The following is a 16,549-nucleotide window of genomic DNA, read 5'->3' on the forward strand; positions in this document are numbered from 1 at the left end:
TTATTTGAAACGATGGAGGAATTATGGAGATCATAAATAAAATTATTGATAACGTAAATAAAGTTATAGTAGGCAAAGCTGAAGAAGTAAAGCTTGTCCTTATAGCGCTCTTATCTGGTGGACATGTTCTTATAGAGGATGTTCCTGGAGTTGGGAAGACATCATTAGTAAAGGCATTGGCTAAATCCATAAGTGCGGATTTTAAGAGGATTCAATTTACGCCGGATTTATTGCCGTCAGATGTTATTGGAGTTTCTATATATAATCCTGAAAAAGGTGTCTTTGAATTTAAACAAGGACCTATAATGAGCCAAATTCTTCTGGCAGACGAAATAAACAGAACATCTCCCAAGACGCAATCAAGTCTTTTAGAAGCTATGGAAGAAAGGCAGATTACTGTTGACGGGAATACTTACCATTTACCTCGGCCATTTATGGTAATCGCCACGCAAAATCCGATTGAGTACGATGGGACATACAGATTACCAGAAGCACAGTTAGACAGATTTATGATTAGAATAAGCTTAGGGTATCCAGATATGAAGCACGAAATAAACATGCTTAAGATGTTTGAAGCTTTAGATCCACTGGAAGATTTGAAATCAGTAGTATCAATTAGAGAGATTTTGAAGATGCAAGATGAAGTAAAATCTGTATATGTTGATGACAACATATTGAATTATATTATAGACATAGTAAACAAGACGAGAAATTCAGATATGGTACTTTTAGGTGCAAGTCCGAGAGCGGCTTTAAATTTGATGAAAGCGGCCCAAGCAAAGGCGTTTATAGAAGGGCGCACTTACGTATTGCCTGATGATGTAAAATATTTATGTGTGCCAGTTTTGTCTCACAGGATAATATTAAAAAACGAGATGAGATTTAATAACATAGATGAAAAAAGCGTCATAAAAGACATTTTAAATACGGCTAAAGTTCCGGTGGTAAAAAAGTATGCGTAATTTCATTTTATTATTGTCATTTACCATTATTTCTTTTCTTTTTGCGATTTTTACCAGCGGTGAAATACTGTATTATATTTTCTTTGTAAATGTGGCTTTGTTGTCGCTAAGTTTTTTATATGCCGCGATAGCCATTTTATCAATATCAATAGAAATCGATATTGACAGTACTGAAATCAATGTTGACGATAAAATCAAGTACAGTATTAAGATCAAAAATAAATTTTTTTTGCCGCTGGCATTTGTATCAATTGATGAAAATAATAGAAAATTTTTTCCTATTGCTACAAATTTGAATTCATTTCAGAAAAAAGTTATTAAAAGAAACGTTTTGTTTAAAAAAAGAGGGATATATACTGTTGGCCCGATTGTAATAAAAGTAAAGGATCCTTTCAGCATATTTCAAATGAAGAAGACGGTCAATAGACAATATAATATAGTGGTGTATCCTAAGGCATACGATATCCCATTTGATTTACCCTTAGCTTCAGATGTGGGTGGATTTGCGAGCCGGGCTAAGCAGTTTGAAGACTACACAAATTTGGCGAATTTAAGAGAATATGTGGATGGAGATAGTCTTAAAAAGATTCATTGGCGAATATCAGCAAAATTACAAAAATTATATGTAAAAGAGTACCAATACACAGCTTTAAGTGAAGTTAATATTTTGTGGGATTTATACAAAAATCACTATAAGGCAGATGACGGAAATATAGATGAGATGACGGCAGAGTGTGTGCTTTCACTGGCAAAATATTGTCTTACAAACGGGATCCCTGTACGACTTGTTGATTATGAGACGAATAAGCCGTTAGCACAGTGTAGCAGAGTAAAGGATTTTAGTATAATTAAATTTTGGACTTTAAAATTATTTCCTATTTATGAAATAGATTTTGACAGAAAATTGCTTGAGTACGTAAGTGGACTTCCGCGAGATTTTACGATGGCTATTGTTACTCCATCTATCGATGAAAAATTATTGGCGGCTTTGTCTCAAATCAATATTAATCAAAACATCGCAATCTTTTATACCAACAAAGATAGATTGGATGAAAAAACGAAAAATAGACTGGGAAATTCAGGGATAAAAATAACATCTTGGAGAGATATGTATGAAAGTGTACACATGGAAGTTCAACATAATTGAGTATATTATGACGTCTTTGTTGACAGTAATTCTGTCTCTCTCGGTATTTGTTGGTTTGAATTTTAAAGTGGACATTGTAGAAGTAGTTTCTTTGACTTTGGCGTTTGTGGCGCTTTTGACTATTTTCTTAAAAAGACCTCAGCTTGTAGTCACTTTTTTGTCTACTTTTATATTAGTTGATTTGTATTATTTTTACATGAGAAAAGATGTGCTTACAAAAGTCGTATTAGAAATTGATAAATACGTCAATTGGCTTTATATATACATGAGTGAGTCAAGCTGGCCTGAAGGATTTAATCAGTTGACAAACAGATACTTTTTTACAACAGTCTTATTGAGTGTTTTTTTGATTTCGCTTGTTATTACTTTTTTAAACAGGATTTTAAAAAGTTATTTTTTGACTATGCTGTTTGGCATATTTGTATTAGTTTTTCAGTGGTACAATTACGTAGACAAAGCATACGCTTTTTTAGTATTCTATGTAGCAGCAAGTTTTATAAACATGTCAGTAATCAACTATCAAAAAGCGGGAAATGGAAAGGCTTCCATCGCAAGCCTTTTGGCTATTGCAATTTTATTTTCATCTATAAGCACGGCTATAGCATACACAGTGCCGAAAAATTTCCACCCTGTTGTGTGGCAAACATTAAATGATAAATTTTACGATGCATTTCCATTTACAAAGACATGGAGAAATGGAATAGGGAGTACAAGTGGTGCAAATAGCTTTACAACAGATTTTAGTTCATTTTCTCAAAACTTAGGCGGACCGGAAACTGTAAGCGATCAGGTGGTAATGAGGGTAAAAGCTGATGAGAGTCTGTACTTAAGAGGCGAAGTGTTTGATACGTATGAAAACAATAAATGGACTAATTCAGTAGTTCAGCACAGTTTTGGGAGGGATAATTACTTCCAACCGGAATTTGATAAAAATATTAAATACACGATAAAAAGCGTGGAGATTTACCCTGTTGCAATGAATACGAATATTATTTTTTCGCCTTGGCAGCCTTACCATGTAAATATCAGCAATATATACGATAGAAGTACGTTAGCCATGACGACAGCAGGTAGACATGTGAAAAGCGGGTACACAGTACAGTATTACAAGACGGAAATAAGTGCAAGCTTTCTGGAGAAGGACAAGGTAGTAAATAGCAGTGACATGAGCATGTACCTGCAGTATCCTTCTAATCTTCCAGAGAGGGTGAAAGAGCTTGCATTAAACATCACAAAGGATAAGAAAACCGATTATGACAAAGTAAAGGCTATCGAGCAGTACCTGAGAAATACTTATAAATACAATCTGGATGTACCTGATACACCACAGGGAAGAGATTTTGTTGATTACTTCCTTTTTGACTTAAAACAAGGATATTGCACATACTTTGCAACATCAATGGTTATAATGCTTAGGACAATAGGGATACCTGCCAGATATGTTGTGGGATTTAAGATGCCTTCACAACCTGTATTAGGCAGTGAATATGACATAAAAGAATCTTATGCACATGCATGGGTGGAGGTGCCTTTTCAAAACAGCGGATGGGTGACATTTGAGCCGACGGCAATTTATCAAGAAACTTATGCAGGTGCATCTTCAGTTAATAATAGCGATGTGTCAACAGTACAGCAAAATAATGATAGTAGCACTGCTCCTATTACCAAGTCAAATGCCAACCAAAATTCGGTACAAAATAAACCTGTAGGGAGTTTGTCAAAAAACAACACATCCAACAAAAATACGCATAGAATGGTACTATTTGTTGCTTTGCTTCTTTTATTAGCCATATTTGCAGCTATCAGATATGTTTTATTAAAAAGACATCATAGTTCAAGGAGAAGTGCCTTTTTATACTACTACAATAAAATTTTAAAAAGGCTTAAAAGGAGAGGATTTAAAAGATATGACAGTGAAACCACTGTAGAGTTTCAAAATAGAATATTGGATATGGGCTTTTCCGACTTCGACAAGATTACAAAAATTTATAATGATTTAGTGTATGGCAACATAGAACCGTCAGAAGAAGATATCGTATATATAAAGGAGTATCTTAAGAAAAATATGGGTCATAAAAAGTTTAGTGGTAGTAAACCGGGTGATTTGATTAATTGACATTAATATGTTATCGAATATATAATATATTTGGAGTTGTTATTATTTCTCCTGATAGGAGGCTTGCTGATGGTTTTAAGTTACGAGCCCGGAGTAAAAAGCAGAATTATGGTTTGCGTTACTCCGCAAAAGAGCTGCCAAAGGCTTGTTGAAAGAGGAGCAGAGAGGGCGAAAGAGACAAATGGGGAATTTTGTGTTGTGTATGTGAATAAAAACAATGATATATATAAAGATTTGAAGGAACACAAGATCTTAGTCGAACTCTTTGAGATGGCTCAGAAATTAGGTGGCAGAGTATCCATATTGGTTGGAAAGAAGATTTCAGATGCTTTAGCTGAATTTGCTGCTGAAAACGATATTACAGAGATAATAGTAGGTAAATCATTGAGATCTGCCTTTGACGTATTGATTCATGGAGATGTGATAAATCCTCTCATAAAGCGGGTTGAGGAGAAGAATATAATCGTTGAAGTCATAGAATAATAGTCATTCTATGACTTTTTTCTTTATTTAATATACTAAGTTTATAGGATTTTCGGAATTATTAGTGTATAATTATTATGAGCAAGTACTAAAATTATATTAGTTTACAATTTTGCCTCAAGAGGTGAGCTTTTTGTTCAATGGCCTTATAGAAATAATAAAGACGATGAAGATAAATGACATCGTAGATATAGCGATAATAGCTTATGTAACGTACCGCCTTATATTAGTCATACGAAAAACCAGAGCTGAGCAACTATTTAAAGGAATTATAATTCTTTTAATACTTACAAAATTAAGCGAGTGGCTGCAGCTTAGGACAGTCAATTATATTTTAAGCAATGCAATGACTGTTGGCGTTATAGCACTTTTAATAGTATTTCAGCCAGAACTGAGGAGAGCCTTAGAATCCCTCGGAAGAAGCGAGTTTATTAAGAGAAACTTTTTCATAATAAACGATGAAGTCCAGGATATAGCCGATGTCATAAGCGAGATATGCGATGCTGTCCAATTTTTGTCCAGATCTAAAATAGGTGCTTTGATTGTTTTGGAGAGAAATACTGGTTTAAATGAACTCATAGAAACTGGCATATCTTTAGACTCCAAAATATCCAGTGAGCTTCTAATAAATACATTTATACCAAATACCCCCCTTCACGACGGAGCGGTTATAATAAGAGGCGATAGGATAATGGCCGCTGGATGTTTTTTGCCACTTACTGACAATCAAAATTTAAGCACTGAGCTCGGCACGAGGCACAGAGCTGCCATAGGTGTGACTGAAGTGTCAGATGCTGTATCAGTCATAGTTTCAGAAGAAACTGGTACTATATCACTTGCTCAAAACGGAAGAATATCAAGGCATTTGGATATAAAGACTTTAAAAGAAGTTCTTTTAAGTATGTTCAAAGTTAAGGACAGCAAAGGCTCTAACTGGTTCAAGTGGGGGAATAAACATGCTGAGTAAAAATCTACCTATAAAGATACTTTCAGTTTTAATAGCATTTTTATTGTGGCTTTATGTGATGGGTGAGAAGAACCCAGAGATATCTTATGATGTAGGCAATATTCCTGTAAATATAGTGAATGTCAATACGCTTGACAAGAAAGGATTGACAATTATAGGAGATAAAAATTTCTCGGTGACAGTCAGGATTAAAGGTCGAAGAAGTGATGTGATGAATGTAAGACCTTCAGACATACAGGTTGAAGCAGATGTCAGCAGGATAATAACAAAGGGGATAAATGTCGTGCCTGTTGAAGTAAGTTCACTTCCTAAGAATGTGACATTTGTTTCTGCAAATCCTTCGGAGATAAAGCTTGATGTAGACAAAGTTTCAAGGGTGCAGATGCCGGTGCACGTAAAGGTCAATGGAGCTGTAATGGATGGCTTTGCTATGAAGCCTGCTGTGGCGACTCCTGGTGAAGTAGTGATTACTGGTCCTGAAAGCAAAGTGAATTTGATAAAAGATGTAGTAGCACAAGTCGATATGGCTAATAAATCAAAGGATGTAAGCATATCTGTACCTGTTGAACCGGTGGACAGAAATGGCAACGAAGTCAAAGGCGTAGATGTGAATCCCGGATATATTAAAGTGGATATAGATGTGAACAAGGCCATAAGAGTACCTGTGAATGCAAAGATATTTGGCAAACCTATGGATGGATATGATGTTGCACAAGTAAGTGTCTTGCCTGAGTACGTTTATGTGACGGGAGATGATGCTGTATTAAACACCATCAAAAGCGTTGACACTAAGCAGATAGACATATCGGGCAAGAATGTGTCTGTCACCGAAAGCGTGCCTTTTGATCTTCCAAATGGCGTTAGCCTTGTGAAAAGCGATAGCACCGCAAAAGTTTTTATAGATATTGAAAAGATAGTTACAAATAACATTACTATAAGCAGCATAGACGTTAAAGGTGGCGACAACAAAAATGTCACTATTTTAAATCCAAATATCGTAGTAACTGTCACTGGCCCAGAAAATGTAGTAGATTCGGCTACTTCCAGCGATTTTAGCGCTTATGTAGATGCTACAAATGCAACTACAGGTACACAGACATTGCCAGTAAATGTGACGACGAATTTGAATCTTAAAATAGTCAAGGTAAATCCACAATCTGTGGACGTCAATGTTCAATGATCTTTATTTTATAATAAAAGGATGATCAAAATGGATTTTAAACGACTGACCGTAGTTCTTGGGCATTATGGCACAGGTAAAACAGAAATAGCCATAAATTACGCAAGGTATATAAAGACATGTGGATATGATGTAGACATAGTAGATCTTGATATAGTAAATCCATATTTTCGGTCAAGAGAAGTTAGAAAAGAGCTTTTAGATAGATGGGGCATAAGAGTAATTGGTGTGGATGAAAAATACATGAATGCAGATATGCCGGCATTATCAAGAGATATATACAGCGTTATACAAGACGAGGAAAAATATGCTGTATTTGATATTGGTGGCGATGATGCAGGAGCAATCGCATTTGGGCAATATCACAATATATTAGCCGAGAAAGATGTAGATGTGCTTTTTGTAATAAATATAAACAGACCGTTTACAAAAGATGCGGAATCTGCAATAAAGTACATGACTCTTGTAGAAAATGCGGCAAGAATAAAAGTGACGCATCTTGTAAATAACACACATCTGTCGTACGAGACGACGGCAGACGATGTAATAAGAGGGATTGAAGTAATGGAAGACGTATCAAGGAGGACAGGCATTCCTATAAAGATGACAGCAGCCAAGAAAGATGTAGCTGAAAAGCTTAAAAATATGGGATATGACGTTTTTCCTATAGATCTTTACATGAAAACACCTTGGAATAAAATATGATGGAGATGATGAAATTGAAGCAAGTCATATTTAACGAAAACTTGTGCAAAAGCTGCGAACTATGCGTTGAAGCATGTCCAAAACACATAATAGAAATGGACAAAGACAAATTAAACGTAAAAGGGTACCACCCTGCCATGATAAAAGAAGAAAATATAGAAAAATGCATAAGCTGCGGATTCTGCGCAATAATGTGTCCAGACACAGTCATAACAGTTATAAAATAAGAGGGGGATAGATATGGCAAAAGTACTCATGAAAGGAAACGAAGCACTGGCTGAAGCTGCAATACAAGCCGGCTGCAGGCATTATTTCGGATATCCAATAACACCACAAAACGAAGTAACAGCGTACATGGCAAAAAGAATGCCAGAAGTAGGAGGAGTATTCTTACAAGCAGAAAGCGAAGTATCAGCAATAAACATGGTATATGGAGCAGGAGGAGCAGGAGCAAGAGTCCTTATAACATCATCAAGCCCGGGAATAAGCCTGATGCAAGAAGGAATATCATATATAGCAGGAGCAGAAGTACCATGCGTAATAGCCAACATAATGAGAGGGGGACCAGGATTAGGAGGAATACAGCCGTCCCAATCAGACTACTTTCAAGCCACAAAAGGCGGAGGACATGGAGACTACAAACTCATAGTCTTGGCACCATCAACAATACAAGAAATGGCAGAACTAGTACAACAAGCATTCCACATAGCTGACAAATACAGAAACCCTGTAATGATATTAGGAGACGGCATGTTAGGCCAAATGATGGAACCAGTAGACTTTGACATCCTAAAAAAAGAAGAAAACAAAATAGAAGAAAAACCATGGGCCACAACAGGCATGGGAACAAGAAACAAAAGAAACATCATAAACTCATTAGAATTAGACCCACAAGTATTAGAAAAACACAACATAGAAATATTCAAAAAATACGAAAAAGCAGCAAAAGAAGAAGTACGATACGAAATGACAAACTGCGAAGAAGCAGAAATAATACTTGTAGCATACGGCACAATAGCAAGAGTCGCCAAAAACGTAATCGAATTAGCAAAAAGAGAAAACATCAAAGTAGGCTTAATAAGGCCCATATCACTATGGCCATTTCCAGAAGAACCATTCAAAAAAACGAAAGACCACGTAAAAGCCTACCTAACCATAGAAATGAGCATGGGACAGATGGTAGAAGACGTAAAATTAGCAGTCAACGGACAAAAAGAAGTCCACTTCTACGGAAGAGTAGGAGGAATGGTACCGGAACCCATGGCCATATTAGAAGAAATCAAGAAAATAAGGGGGAAAAAATAATGGCAGTAGTATTTCAAAAAACAAAAGGACTAACAGACGCGCCATTTCACTACTGTCCAGGCTGCACACACGGCATAGTCCATAGACTTGTAGCAGAAGCAATGGAAGAATTAGGAGTATTAGACAAAGCAATAGGCGTAGCACCAGTAGGATGCGCCGTATTCGCTTACGAATACTTCAACTGCGACATGCAAGAAGCAGCCCATGGAAGAGCACCAGCAGTAGCAACAGGCATAAAAAGAGTACACCCCGACAAAATAGTATTCACATACCAAGGAGATGGAGACTTAGCAGCAATAGGAACAGCAGAAACAGTACATGCAGCAGCAAGAGGAGAAAACATAACAGTAATATTCATAAACAACGCCATATACGGCATGACAGGAGGCCAAATGGCACCAACATCACTGATAGGGCAAGAAACCCTCACAACCCCATACGGAAGAAAACCAGAAACAAACGGATACCCAATAAAAATGTGTGAAATGCTATCAACATTAGAAGGAGCAGCATACATCGAAAGAGTATCAGTGTATGACGTAAAACACGTATTAAATGCCAAAAAAGCAATCAAAAACGCATTTAAAGCCCAAATAGACAAAAAAGGATTTTCAATGATAGAAGTCCTGTCAAGCTGTCCAACAAATTGGGGCATGTCACCAAACGAAGCATTAAAATGGATAAAAGACAAGATGGAGCAATACTATCCATTAGGTGTATACAAAAACACCTTAGAGGAGGAAAAATAAAATGAATGAAAAGATAATATTTGCAGGATTTGGCGGACAGGGCATCATGTCGATGGGGCTTATAATGTCATACGCAGGAATGATGGATGGAAAAAACGTATCGTGGCTGCCGTCGTATGGACCAGAGATGAGAGGAGGCACAGCCAACTGCCATGTTACCATATCTGATGAACCAGTAGGTTCTCCCATAATAAACGAGGCAACTGTAGTTGTTGCTATGAATAGGCCTTCTTTAGAAAAGTATGAGCAAGATATTGTAAAAGGTGGATTGCTGCTTATAAATAGCTCATTGATTACTATAGAACACAAAAGAAGGGATATTGAAGTATACAGAATTCCCACAAATGATATTGCAAATCAACTGGGAAATCTCAAAGTGGCTAATTCAATCATGATTGGGGCTTTGATTGGTTTAAAAAACATGATCAGTGAGGCTGCTATTAAAACTGCGTTTGGCAAGGTTTTTGAAGGCAAAGAAAATCTCATACCTTTAAATATAAAAGCATACGAAAGAGGCAAAGAATTTATAGCTTCTCAGCTTGTGGTAAGATAAAAACCTCCCATTGTGGAGGTTTCATTTTTAAAGAACTTTTTTTTCTGTTTTATCTATTATAATTATAGGTGGTATGAATGATTCTGTACTATTTTATTAAGGTCATTACTTTAGCGATTATATCCCTATTTTTTGGACTCAGCGTAGATTTGTTAGGCGATTTGCCGGATGGACCATGTATATTTGTGGCTAATCACAAAAGCATATTAGATCCTGTAGTCCTTATGGACGCCATCGATAGGAGAGTTTTTTTCATAGCCAGCAAGGATTTGTATAAGATACCTATTTTGAATTTGATTTTAAACGCCTTAGAAGCAATTCCTATCAAAAAAAATTCTGCAGATGTAAACGCAATAAAGAAAGCCATCAAGATGCTTGATGATGGGAGATCTATCGCTTTGTTTCCAGAGGGAGGAATATCACTTGACAAAAGCGTAATAAAAATTTACAAAGGTGCCATGTATATCTCATGCAAAACAGGATACCCAATTGTGCCTGTAGGTATAAGCGGAACTGATGTTGTATTGCCTATGGGAGAGTATCTTCCACATGCAGGAAGGATTTCTGTAACGATAGGTAAAAGCATATACCCAGATGTATTGATGGATAAAGGCGATTGCTTGGATAAAATGGCTCATGAAGTGTTAAATTCATTAAATAGCCTTATAAATAATCGGAATTTAAAATAGCTGTGAGGGATTGTGCTAAATTATTCATAGAATTAAGCATACCTACGGTAAATTGCATTGGATCTATTAGTGTGATAAAATATTATCGTATGATTTTTTGATACTGAAAGGAATGGATTTTATGGCTAGATTATTTGGCACAGATGGTGTAAGAGGGATTGCCAACAAAGATCTTACGCCACAACTTGCGTTTGAGCTTGGAAGAGCTGGTGCGTATGTTTTGACGGAATGTTCAAGAAGGCCAAAAATTTTAATAGGGCGTGACAGCAGAGTATCTGGAGATATGCTAAAAAGCGCATTGACGGCAGGACTTACGTCTGTTGGAGCAGAAGTCATAGATGCTGGTATCATACCTACACCTGCTGTTGCATATTTGACAAGACATTATAAATTAGATGCTGGTGTCGTCATTTCAGCGTCACATAATCCTGTTGAATACAATGGCATCAAATTTTTTAATAAAGATGGATATAAGCTTCCTGATGAAGTAGAAGACAAAATAGAGAAGATAACAAATGAAAAAAGCCAGTTGCCAACACCTACAGGATTGGATGTTGGAAATGTAGTGGAAAGTGAGAGCGCACAGAGGGATTACATTGAATTTTTGAAATCTACTATAGATTGTGATTTAAAGGGACTTAGAGTGGTTTTAGATTGTGCGTATGGAGCAAGCAGCACAGTTGCACCTATACTTTTTCACGAATTAGGGGCAGACGTGATATTATACGGTTCACATCCAAACGGAGAAAAAATAAATGTCAAATGTGGATCTACAAATCCGAAAGTGCTTCAGGAGATTGTAGCTGGAACGGGTGCTGATGTAGGGTTTGCTTTCGATGGCGATGCAGACAGGCTTATTGCAGTTGATGAAAATGGCGATGTTGTAGACGGAGACCACATAATGGCTATGTGTGGTATACATCTTAAAAATACAGGGAAACTAAATAAAAACACAGTTGTCGTCACGGTTATGAGCAATATAGGATTAGACATAGCATTAAAGCAAAATGGCATAGATGTGGTAAAGACAAAAGTTGGAGATAGATATGTCTTAGAGGAAATGGTGAAAAATGGATACTCAATAGGCGGTGAACAGTCGGGACACATAATTTTCCTCGATCACAACACAACAGGCGATGGCGAGATAACCGCTTTAAAAGTGGCTGAATTGCTCGTTAAAAGCGGCAAAAAGATGTCACAATTGGCCAATGTCATGGTTTCATATCCGCAAGTTTTGATAAATGCAAAAGTAAAAAATGAGCTGAAATATAAATACATGGACGATGAAGACATAGCAAGAGAGATAGAAAAACTTGAAGAAGAGATGAAAGGAGAAGGTCGAGTCCTTATAAGACCTTCAGGGACAGAACCATTAGTAAGAGTGATGGTAGAAGGCAAAGATCAAGAGAAGATAGAATCAATGGCCAGAGAATTGGCAAATTTGATTGAAAAGAAGTTAGGATAATGCATGATTAATAAAGGAGGTATTATTACTTCCTTATTAATATTATTAAATACTTTGAAAGGGGGAATGCCCATGAAACACACAACTGAATAAAAGCGCCTGGACTTAGGGGAAACTCTAAGTTGACGAGGACAGGGTTAATCGAGTTATCGGCGGATGCCCTGCGGCTTCCTGCGGTCGATAAAAAACCGGGAAAACCATGGGTGACCATTGGCATAGAGCGGTTTGAGCAGGGTAACTTAATAAAAATACTGAGAGGAGACATTTACTATGTGTGGAATTGTTGGATATATTGGTGATGAACAGGCGACACCAATATTAGTAGAAGGACTTAAAAAGTTGGAGTACAGAGGATATGACTCAGCAGGAATAGCTGTGATAAATGATGGCAATATAAATATAAAAAAGGCAAAAGGTAGAATAAGCCAGCTTGAAGAATCGTTGAAAAAAGAGAATCTTTTTGGTTCTATTGGAATTGGCCATACCAGATGGGCAACACATGGAGAACCATCTGATATAAATTCACATCCACACCTGTCACAATCGGGTATAATAGCTGTCGTTCACAATGGCATAATCGAGAATTATCTGCCGCTTAAAAAGAGACTTATAGAAGAAGGTTACACATTTAAGTCAGAAACAGATACAGAAGTGGTGGCAAATCTTCTCGAGTACTATTACAATGGAGATATTGTGGAAGCTGTCATGAAAGTTCTTGACAGGATTGATGGTTCGTATGCACTTGGAGTGTTGTCAAAGGATCATCCAGACATGATTGTGGCAGCCAAGAAAGACGCTCCACTTATCGTAGGACTTGGCGATGGAGAAAATTATATTGCATCAGATATACCAGCAATACTGAAATACACCAGAAAAGTTTACTTCCTTGATGATAAAGAAATTGCGATAATAAAAAAGGACAGCATCAAAGTCATAGATGCATTTGGAAAAGATGTTGAAAAATCTGTGTTTGAGGTAAAATGGGATGTAGAATCAGCAGAAAAAGGCGGCTATGAGCATTTCATGTTGAAAGAAATCCACGAACAGCCAAACGCTATAAAAGACACATTAAGAGGACGTATAGTCAACGACAACGAAATAGTTTTGGATAAGGTAAATATAACAAAAGATGAAATAGATAAAATCGATAAGATATTCATAGTCGCTTGTGGAACGGCATACCATGCTGGTGTAGTAGGTAAATATGTGATTGAAAAGTTTGCCAGGATACCAGTAGAAGTCGACATAGCATCAGAATTCAGGTACAGAGAACCTATTATAAACGAAAAGACATTGACTATAGTAGTCAGTCAATCAGGTGAAACTGCAGATACTATTGCTGCTTTAAAAGAAGCCAAAAGAAATGGCTCAAGAGTTATAGCAATTACAAATGTTGTAGGTAGCTCCATATCAAGAGAAGCTGATGATGTCATATACACTTGGGCGGGACCTGAAATTGCCGTTGCGTCTACAAAAGCTTATACGACACAGCTTGTAGCATTGTATCTGATCGCATTGGATTTAGCACTCAAAAAAGGAACAATAGATAAAGAATACGCTAAAGCTATATGCGATGAATTAAAGCAGCTACCAGATAAAGCAAAACACATACTGGATTATAAAGATGAGCTTCAAGAATTTGCGTCAAATCATTTTAATTCAAAAGATGTCTTCTATTTAGGAAGAGGTCTTGACTATGCTGTCGCAATGGAAGGATCACTAAAGCTAAAAGAAATATCATATATACACTCAGAAGCTTATGCGGCAGGCGAGTTGAAGCATGGCACATTGGCTCTTATTGAAGATGGCACATTAGTCATAGCGTTAGCAACTCAAGAACACCTTTTTGAAAAGATGTTAAGCAATATAAGAGAAGTTACAACGAGAGGCGGATACGTCCTTGCTTTTGCGATGGAAGGCAACAACCAATTAGAGGGCATAGTCGAAAAAGTCCTTTATATACCAAAGACTATGGAAGAAGTCGCACCAATAATAACGGTAATACCGCTGCAGCTTTTAGCATACTACATGGCAGTAGAAAAAGGCTGTGATGTCGACAAACCAAGAAATCTCGCAAAGAGCGTGACAGTTGAATAAAAATAAATTTTCTCCATGATAATAAAGTTTATTCCAAAACCTCGCAGTGGACATAGGGTAACATTTGTCTTACTGCGGGGTTTACTTTTTATCAGGAATAAAGTATAAGGTGTTGAGGGCTGTGTAGATGAAGTTTATTTTAATATAATTTGTGTTAATAAATTTATTTAATGTATAATAATGTTATATTGAACTATAAAAGGGAGAGTGATTATACCATGTTAAAAGATAAGGCATTGCCATTTTCTATTATTTGCTTGTCAATATCTATTATTATAAGTGCTGTTATCATTGCAAATGGAATGAGAAGCAATGGAGATTATGTTGGTACTGGTTTGTCTGATATGTCTCAAGGATTAAGTAATATCGTAAATAATATGTACAATAACAATGCTAATGTTGCTTACACAAGAAATACTTATGACTTATCTACAGCATCTTCATATTTAGGAATTGAGGAAAGTAAATTATTAGACATTGTTAACGAAAAAGATTCAGGTATACCATATATCAAAATAGGTAATGATTATATATTTAGCAAAAGTGCATTAGATAAGTGGTTAGAAACAGCGAGAGTTGAAATAAAATAGTATGGTAGTTTTAACAATAAGACTTTTATAAGATTTAAAAAATGATTGATGAAGATATATAATAAGCATACGATGACGGGTATATGTGATAAAAATGGAGTTAGTAAAAAATCATGGCGGAAATGTGGTAAAAACTCTTGCTGGTGCCATGATTTTTTTGTTGACCTTAATCGATTTTATCATTATTCGCGCAATTAAAATTGTTGTTTATAATAGGTGCACCTTTTGATATAAACAATTGTATAGGGCCTACCCAATTATCATCATTTTGATAAATTTCACGATAATTGCCTTTTGTGTATTCAGAGATGACTTTTCTCCAGAAGTTTTGTGCAGGAATGTTTTGTTCAATTTGGGCTACACTCCAATAGCCTGGAAACATATCAAAAACTTTTTGAGCAACTGTTTTGCCGATTCCTTGTCTTCTGTATTTTCTCATAATAAAAAACTCCGAAATGCAGTGAGTAATAGTATTATCGGTGTTTATAAGATCCCTTACAAGGACAAAGCCAGCCAATTTGCCATTAACTCTTATTATGAAAGGATAACGGTTATTTTCAGTCCAGTAGTGATCCAGATATTTATACCCGAATAATCCGTGCTCATTAATATCACTACCGTCAAATTCGCTAAAGTCATATTGGTATAATTCCAATAAATTTCGGAGTATAGATTTTTCTTCAATTGTAGCTTTTTTAATCTCAATATTCATTTATTATATTCCCACCTTGTCTTTCGATACTTTTTTTAAAAATATTTTAACATAAGATAGATGAATGTTCTAGGTTATGATTAAACATGGTTAAATCGTTGACATATGGTATAATATGATTAACATGTATTTTTGAGGTAAAAACAAGAAGTTTGGATTTAACAAAAGCGTATCATAATTAAGTTATAAAAAAATTAATGCAATGCCATTAAATATTAGATTATTTATGGTTTTTCTGTGTAATTAACAATTAATCTGGAGCTTACTTATAATATTTATAGTTTTAGCAGCATTGAGTATTATTACAGTGATTATAAAAAGAGTAAAGAAATAGAGCGAGAATAAATAGGAAGGGTGGTATATTGAACTGTACAGAATTGGCTTTGAAAGGATTTCTGGTCAGAGCAAAAAAGAATACATATGCTGGAGATGGGGCTATTTCTGTATCTTCGAGACCGAACTCAAAGGATTTACATTATGGTGAAGGTAATTTACTGTACATAGACTCTTACTTTGGAAGTGATGATTTTATTGATGAAGAAGTGGTATTTGAAAACCAGAAGCCCATATGGGGGATGAATTACTACGGGAAGATGCTTGTTGACGAAATCCCGTCAGGATTCAGCAAATGCTTGAAAAGTGCGTTAAAGGCAGTGCTTGTTGAAAACCCATTTAGAGGACCTTCTTTATTTGAACAGGATAAGTATGTTTATAAATGTTCATGGCATGGAGATATAGCTGAGTTTGATGGAAATGAAGCAATATACTTTAATTAAAAGATTAATTGCGCGATTTTCTCAAATAATTATTACAAATAAAATAGGGGTGA

17 protein-coding genes are annotated in these 16,549 nt (G+C 36.0%); 16 read left to right on the forward strand and 1 reads right to left on the reverse strand.

Annotated features, from left to right (window positions below; all coding sequences use genetic code 11):
- Positions 1-23 precede the first annotated feature (23 nt).
- The 15 genes from JJQ93_RS12460 to JJQ93_RS12530 all read left to right on the forward strand — a co-directional run bounded on the left by JJQ93_RS12460 (position 24) and on the right by JJQ93_RS12530 (position 15,008).
- Complete coding sequence (locus JJQ93_RS12460) at positions 24-962, forward strand: AAA family ATPase (protein ID WP_274893972.1); 939 nt, start codon at positions 24-26, stop codon at positions 960-962.
- Positions 955-2,109 carry a DUF58 domain-containing protein gene (locus JJQ93_RS12465; RefSeq protein ID WP_274893973.1) on the forward strand — a complete coding sequence of 385 codons (1,155 nt, stop codon included), beginning with the start codon at positions 955-957 and terminating at the stop codon, positions 2,107-2,109. The genes JJQ93_RS12460 and JJQ93_RS12465 overlap by 8 nt, the downstream gene beginning before the upstream one ends.
- Positions 2,075-4,225: a transglutaminase TgpA family protein gene (locus tag JJQ93_RS12470; protein WP_274893974.1), complete on the forward strand. Its 2,151-nt coding sequence runs from the start codon at positions 2,075-2,077 to the stop codon at positions 4,223-4,225. The genes JJQ93_RS12465 and JJQ93_RS12470 overlap by 35 nt, the downstream gene beginning before the upstream one ends.
- A 69-nt stretch (positions 4,226-4,294) precedes the next feature.
- Positions 4,295-4,708, forward strand: a complete 414-nt coding sequence (locus tag JJQ93_RS12475; protein ID WP_013787192.1) for a universal stress protein — start codon at positions 4,295-4,297, stop codon at positions 4,706-4,708.
- 133 nt (positions 4,709-4,841) lie between these two features.
- Positions 4,842-5,675 (forward strand): diadenylate cyclase CdaA, encoded by an 834-nt coding sequence (cdaA, locus tag JJQ93_RS12480; RefSeq protein WP_085113721.1) that lies wholly within the window; start codon positions 4,842-4,844, stop codon positions 5,673-5,675.
- On the forward strand, positions 5,665-6,855 hold the full coding sequence (locus tag JJQ93_RS12485) for a CdaR family protein (RefSeq protein ID WP_274893975.1): 1,191 nt from the start codon (positions 5,665-5,667) through the stop codon (positions 6,853-6,855). Before cdaA ends, JJQ93_RS12485 begins: the two co-directional genes overlap by 11 nt.
- A 30-nt stretch (positions 6,856-6,885) precedes the next feature.
- Positions 6,886-7,560, forward strand: coding sequence for a hypothetical protein (locus tag JJQ93_RS12490; RefSeq protein WP_274893976.1), 675 nt, complete (start codon positions 6,886-6,888; stop codon positions 7,558-7,560).
- 14 nt (positions 7,561-7,574) lie between these two features.
- Positions 7,575-7,787, forward strand: coding sequence for a 4Fe-4S binding protein (locus JJQ93_RS12495; protein WP_350494237.1), 213 nt, complete (start codon positions 7,575-7,577; stop codon positions 7,785-7,787).
- A gap of 13 nt (positions 7,788-7,800) precedes the next feature.
- Positions 7,801-8,865: a 3-methyl-2-oxobutanoate dehydrogenase subunit VorB gene (locus JJQ93_RS12500; protein ID WP_274892590.1), complete on the forward strand. Its 1,065-nt coding sequence runs from the start codon at positions 7,801-7,803 to the stop codon at positions 8,863-8,865.
- Positions 8,865-9,614 carry a thiamine pyrophosphate-dependent enzyme gene (locus JJQ93_RS12505; protein ID WP_085113601.1) on the forward strand — a complete coding sequence of 250 codons (750 nt, stop codon included), beginning with the start codon at positions 8,865-8,867 and terminating at the stop codon, positions 9,612-9,614. The genes JJQ93_RS12500 and JJQ93_RS12505 overlap by 1 nt, the downstream gene beginning before the upstream one ends.
- Position 9,615: 1 nt before the next feature.
- Positions 9,616-10,167 carry a 2-oxoacid:ferredoxin oxidoreductase subunit gamma family protein gene (locus JJQ93_RS12510; protein ID WP_085113600.1) on the forward strand — a complete coding sequence of 184 codons (552 nt, stop codon included), beginning with the start codon at positions 9,616-9,618 and terminating at the stop codon, positions 10,165-10,167.
- Between the two features lie 77 nt (positions 10,168-10,244).
- Positions 10,245-10,856: a lysophospholipid acyltransferase family protein gene (locus tag JJQ93_RS12515; protein ID WP_274893981.1), complete on the forward strand. Its 612-nt coding sequence runs from the start codon at positions 10,245-10,247 to the stop codon at positions 10,854-10,856.
- A 121-nt stretch (positions 10,857-10,977) separates the two neighbouring features.
- Positions 10,978-12,321 carry a phosphoglucosamine mutase gene (gene glmM / locus JJQ93_RS12520; RefSeq protein WP_274894106.1) on the forward strand — a complete coding sequence of 448 codons (1,344 nt, stop codon included), beginning with the start codon at positions 10,978-10,980 and terminating at the stop codon, positions 12,319-12,321.
- 270 nt (positions 12,322-12,591) lie between these two features.
- Positions 12,592-14,418 (forward strand): glutamine--fructose-6-phosphate transaminase (isomerizing), encoded by a 1,827-nt coding sequence (gene glmS, locus JJQ93_RS12525; RefSeq protein ID WP_085113597.1) that lies wholly within the window; start codon positions 12,592-12,594, stop codon positions 14,416-14,418.
- A 188-nt stretch (positions 14,419-14,606) separates the two neighbouring features.
- Positions 14,607-15,008 (forward strand): helix-turn-helix domain-containing protein, encoded by a 402-nt coding sequence (locus JJQ93_RS12530; RefSeq protein ID WP_274893982.1) that lies wholly within the window; start codon positions 14,607-14,609, stop codon positions 15,006-15,008.
- A gap of 166 nt (positions 15,009-15,174) precedes the next feature.
- Here the strand turns inward: JJQ93_RS12530 and JJQ93_RS12535 are convergent, their stop codons facing one another.
- Positions 15,175-15,720 (reverse strand): GNAT family N-acetyltransferase, encoded by a 546-nt coding sequence (locus JJQ93_RS12535; RefSeq protein WP_085113595.1) that lies wholly within the window; start codon positions 15,718-15,720, stop codon positions 15,175-15,177.
- Between the two features lie 383 nt (positions 15,721-16,103).
- Here JJQ93_RS12535 and JJQ93_RS12540 point away from each other — a divergent pair, with 383 nt between their 5' ends.
- On the forward strand, positions 16,104-16,496 hold the full coding sequence (locus tag JJQ93_RS12540; protein WP_274893983.1) for a DUF5680 domain-containing protein: 393 nt from the start codon (positions 16,104-16,106) through the stop codon (positions 16,494-16,496).
- Positions 16,497-16,549: the final 53 nt, after the last annotated feature.

The organism is Thermoanaerobacterium sp. R66, assembly GCF_028895185.1.
In the GTDB taxonomy this organism is placed as follows: domain Bacteria; phylum Bacillota; class Thermoanaerobacteria; order Thermoanaerobacterales; family Thermoanaerobacteraceae; genus Thermoanaerobacterium.

Coding starts and splice junctions, on each gene's coding strand:
- glmS (WP_085113597.1), top strand. CDS start 12,592: ATGTGTGGAATTGTTGGATATATTGGTGATGAACAGGCGACACCAATA.
- JJQ93_RS12470 (WP_274893974.1), top strand. CDS start 2,075: ATGAAAGTGTACACATGGAAGTTCAACATAATTGAGTATATTATGACG.
- JJQ93_RS12505 (WP_085113601.1), top strand. CDS start 8,865: ATGGCAGTAGTATTTCAAAAAACAAAAGGACTAACAGACGCGCCATTT.
- JJQ93_RS12490 (WP_274893976.1), top strand. CDS start 6,886: ATGGATTTTAAACGACTGACCGTAGTTCTTGGGCATTATGGCACAGGT.
- JJQ93_RS12475 (WP_013787192.1), top strand. CDS start 4,295: ATGGTTTTAAGTTACGAGCCCGGAGTAAAAAGCAGAATTATGGTTTGC.
- JJQ93_RS12465 (WP_274893973.1), top strand. CDS start 955: ATGCGTAATTTCATTTTATTATTGTCATTTACCATTATTTCTTTTCTT.
- JJQ93_RS12535 (WP_085113595.1), bottom strand. CDS start 15,720: ATGAATATTGAGATTAAAAAAGCTACAATTGAAGAAAAATCTATACTC.
- JJQ93_RS12500 (WP_274892590.1), top strand. CDS start 7,801: ATGGCAAAAGTACTCATGAAAGGAAACGAAGCACTGGCTGAAGCTGCA.
- glmM (WP_274894106.1), top strand. CDS start 10,978: ATGGCTAGATTATTTGGCACAGATGGTGTAAGAGGGATTGCCAACAAA.
- JJQ93_RS12515 (WP_274893981.1), top strand. CDS start 10,245: ATGATTCTGTACTATTTTATTAAGGTCATTACTTTAGCGATTATATCC.
- JJQ93_RS12485 (WP_274893975.1), top strand. CDS start 5,665: ATGCTGAGTAAAAATCTACCTATAAAGATACTTTCAGTTTTAATAGCA.
- JJQ93_RS12510 (WP_085113600.1), top strand. CDS start 9,616: ATGAATGAAAAGATAATATTTGCAGGATTTGGCGGACAGGGCATCATG.
- JJQ93_RS12460 (WP_274893972.1), top strand. CDS start 24: ATGGAGATCATAAATAAAATTATTGATAACGTAAATAAAGTTATAGTA.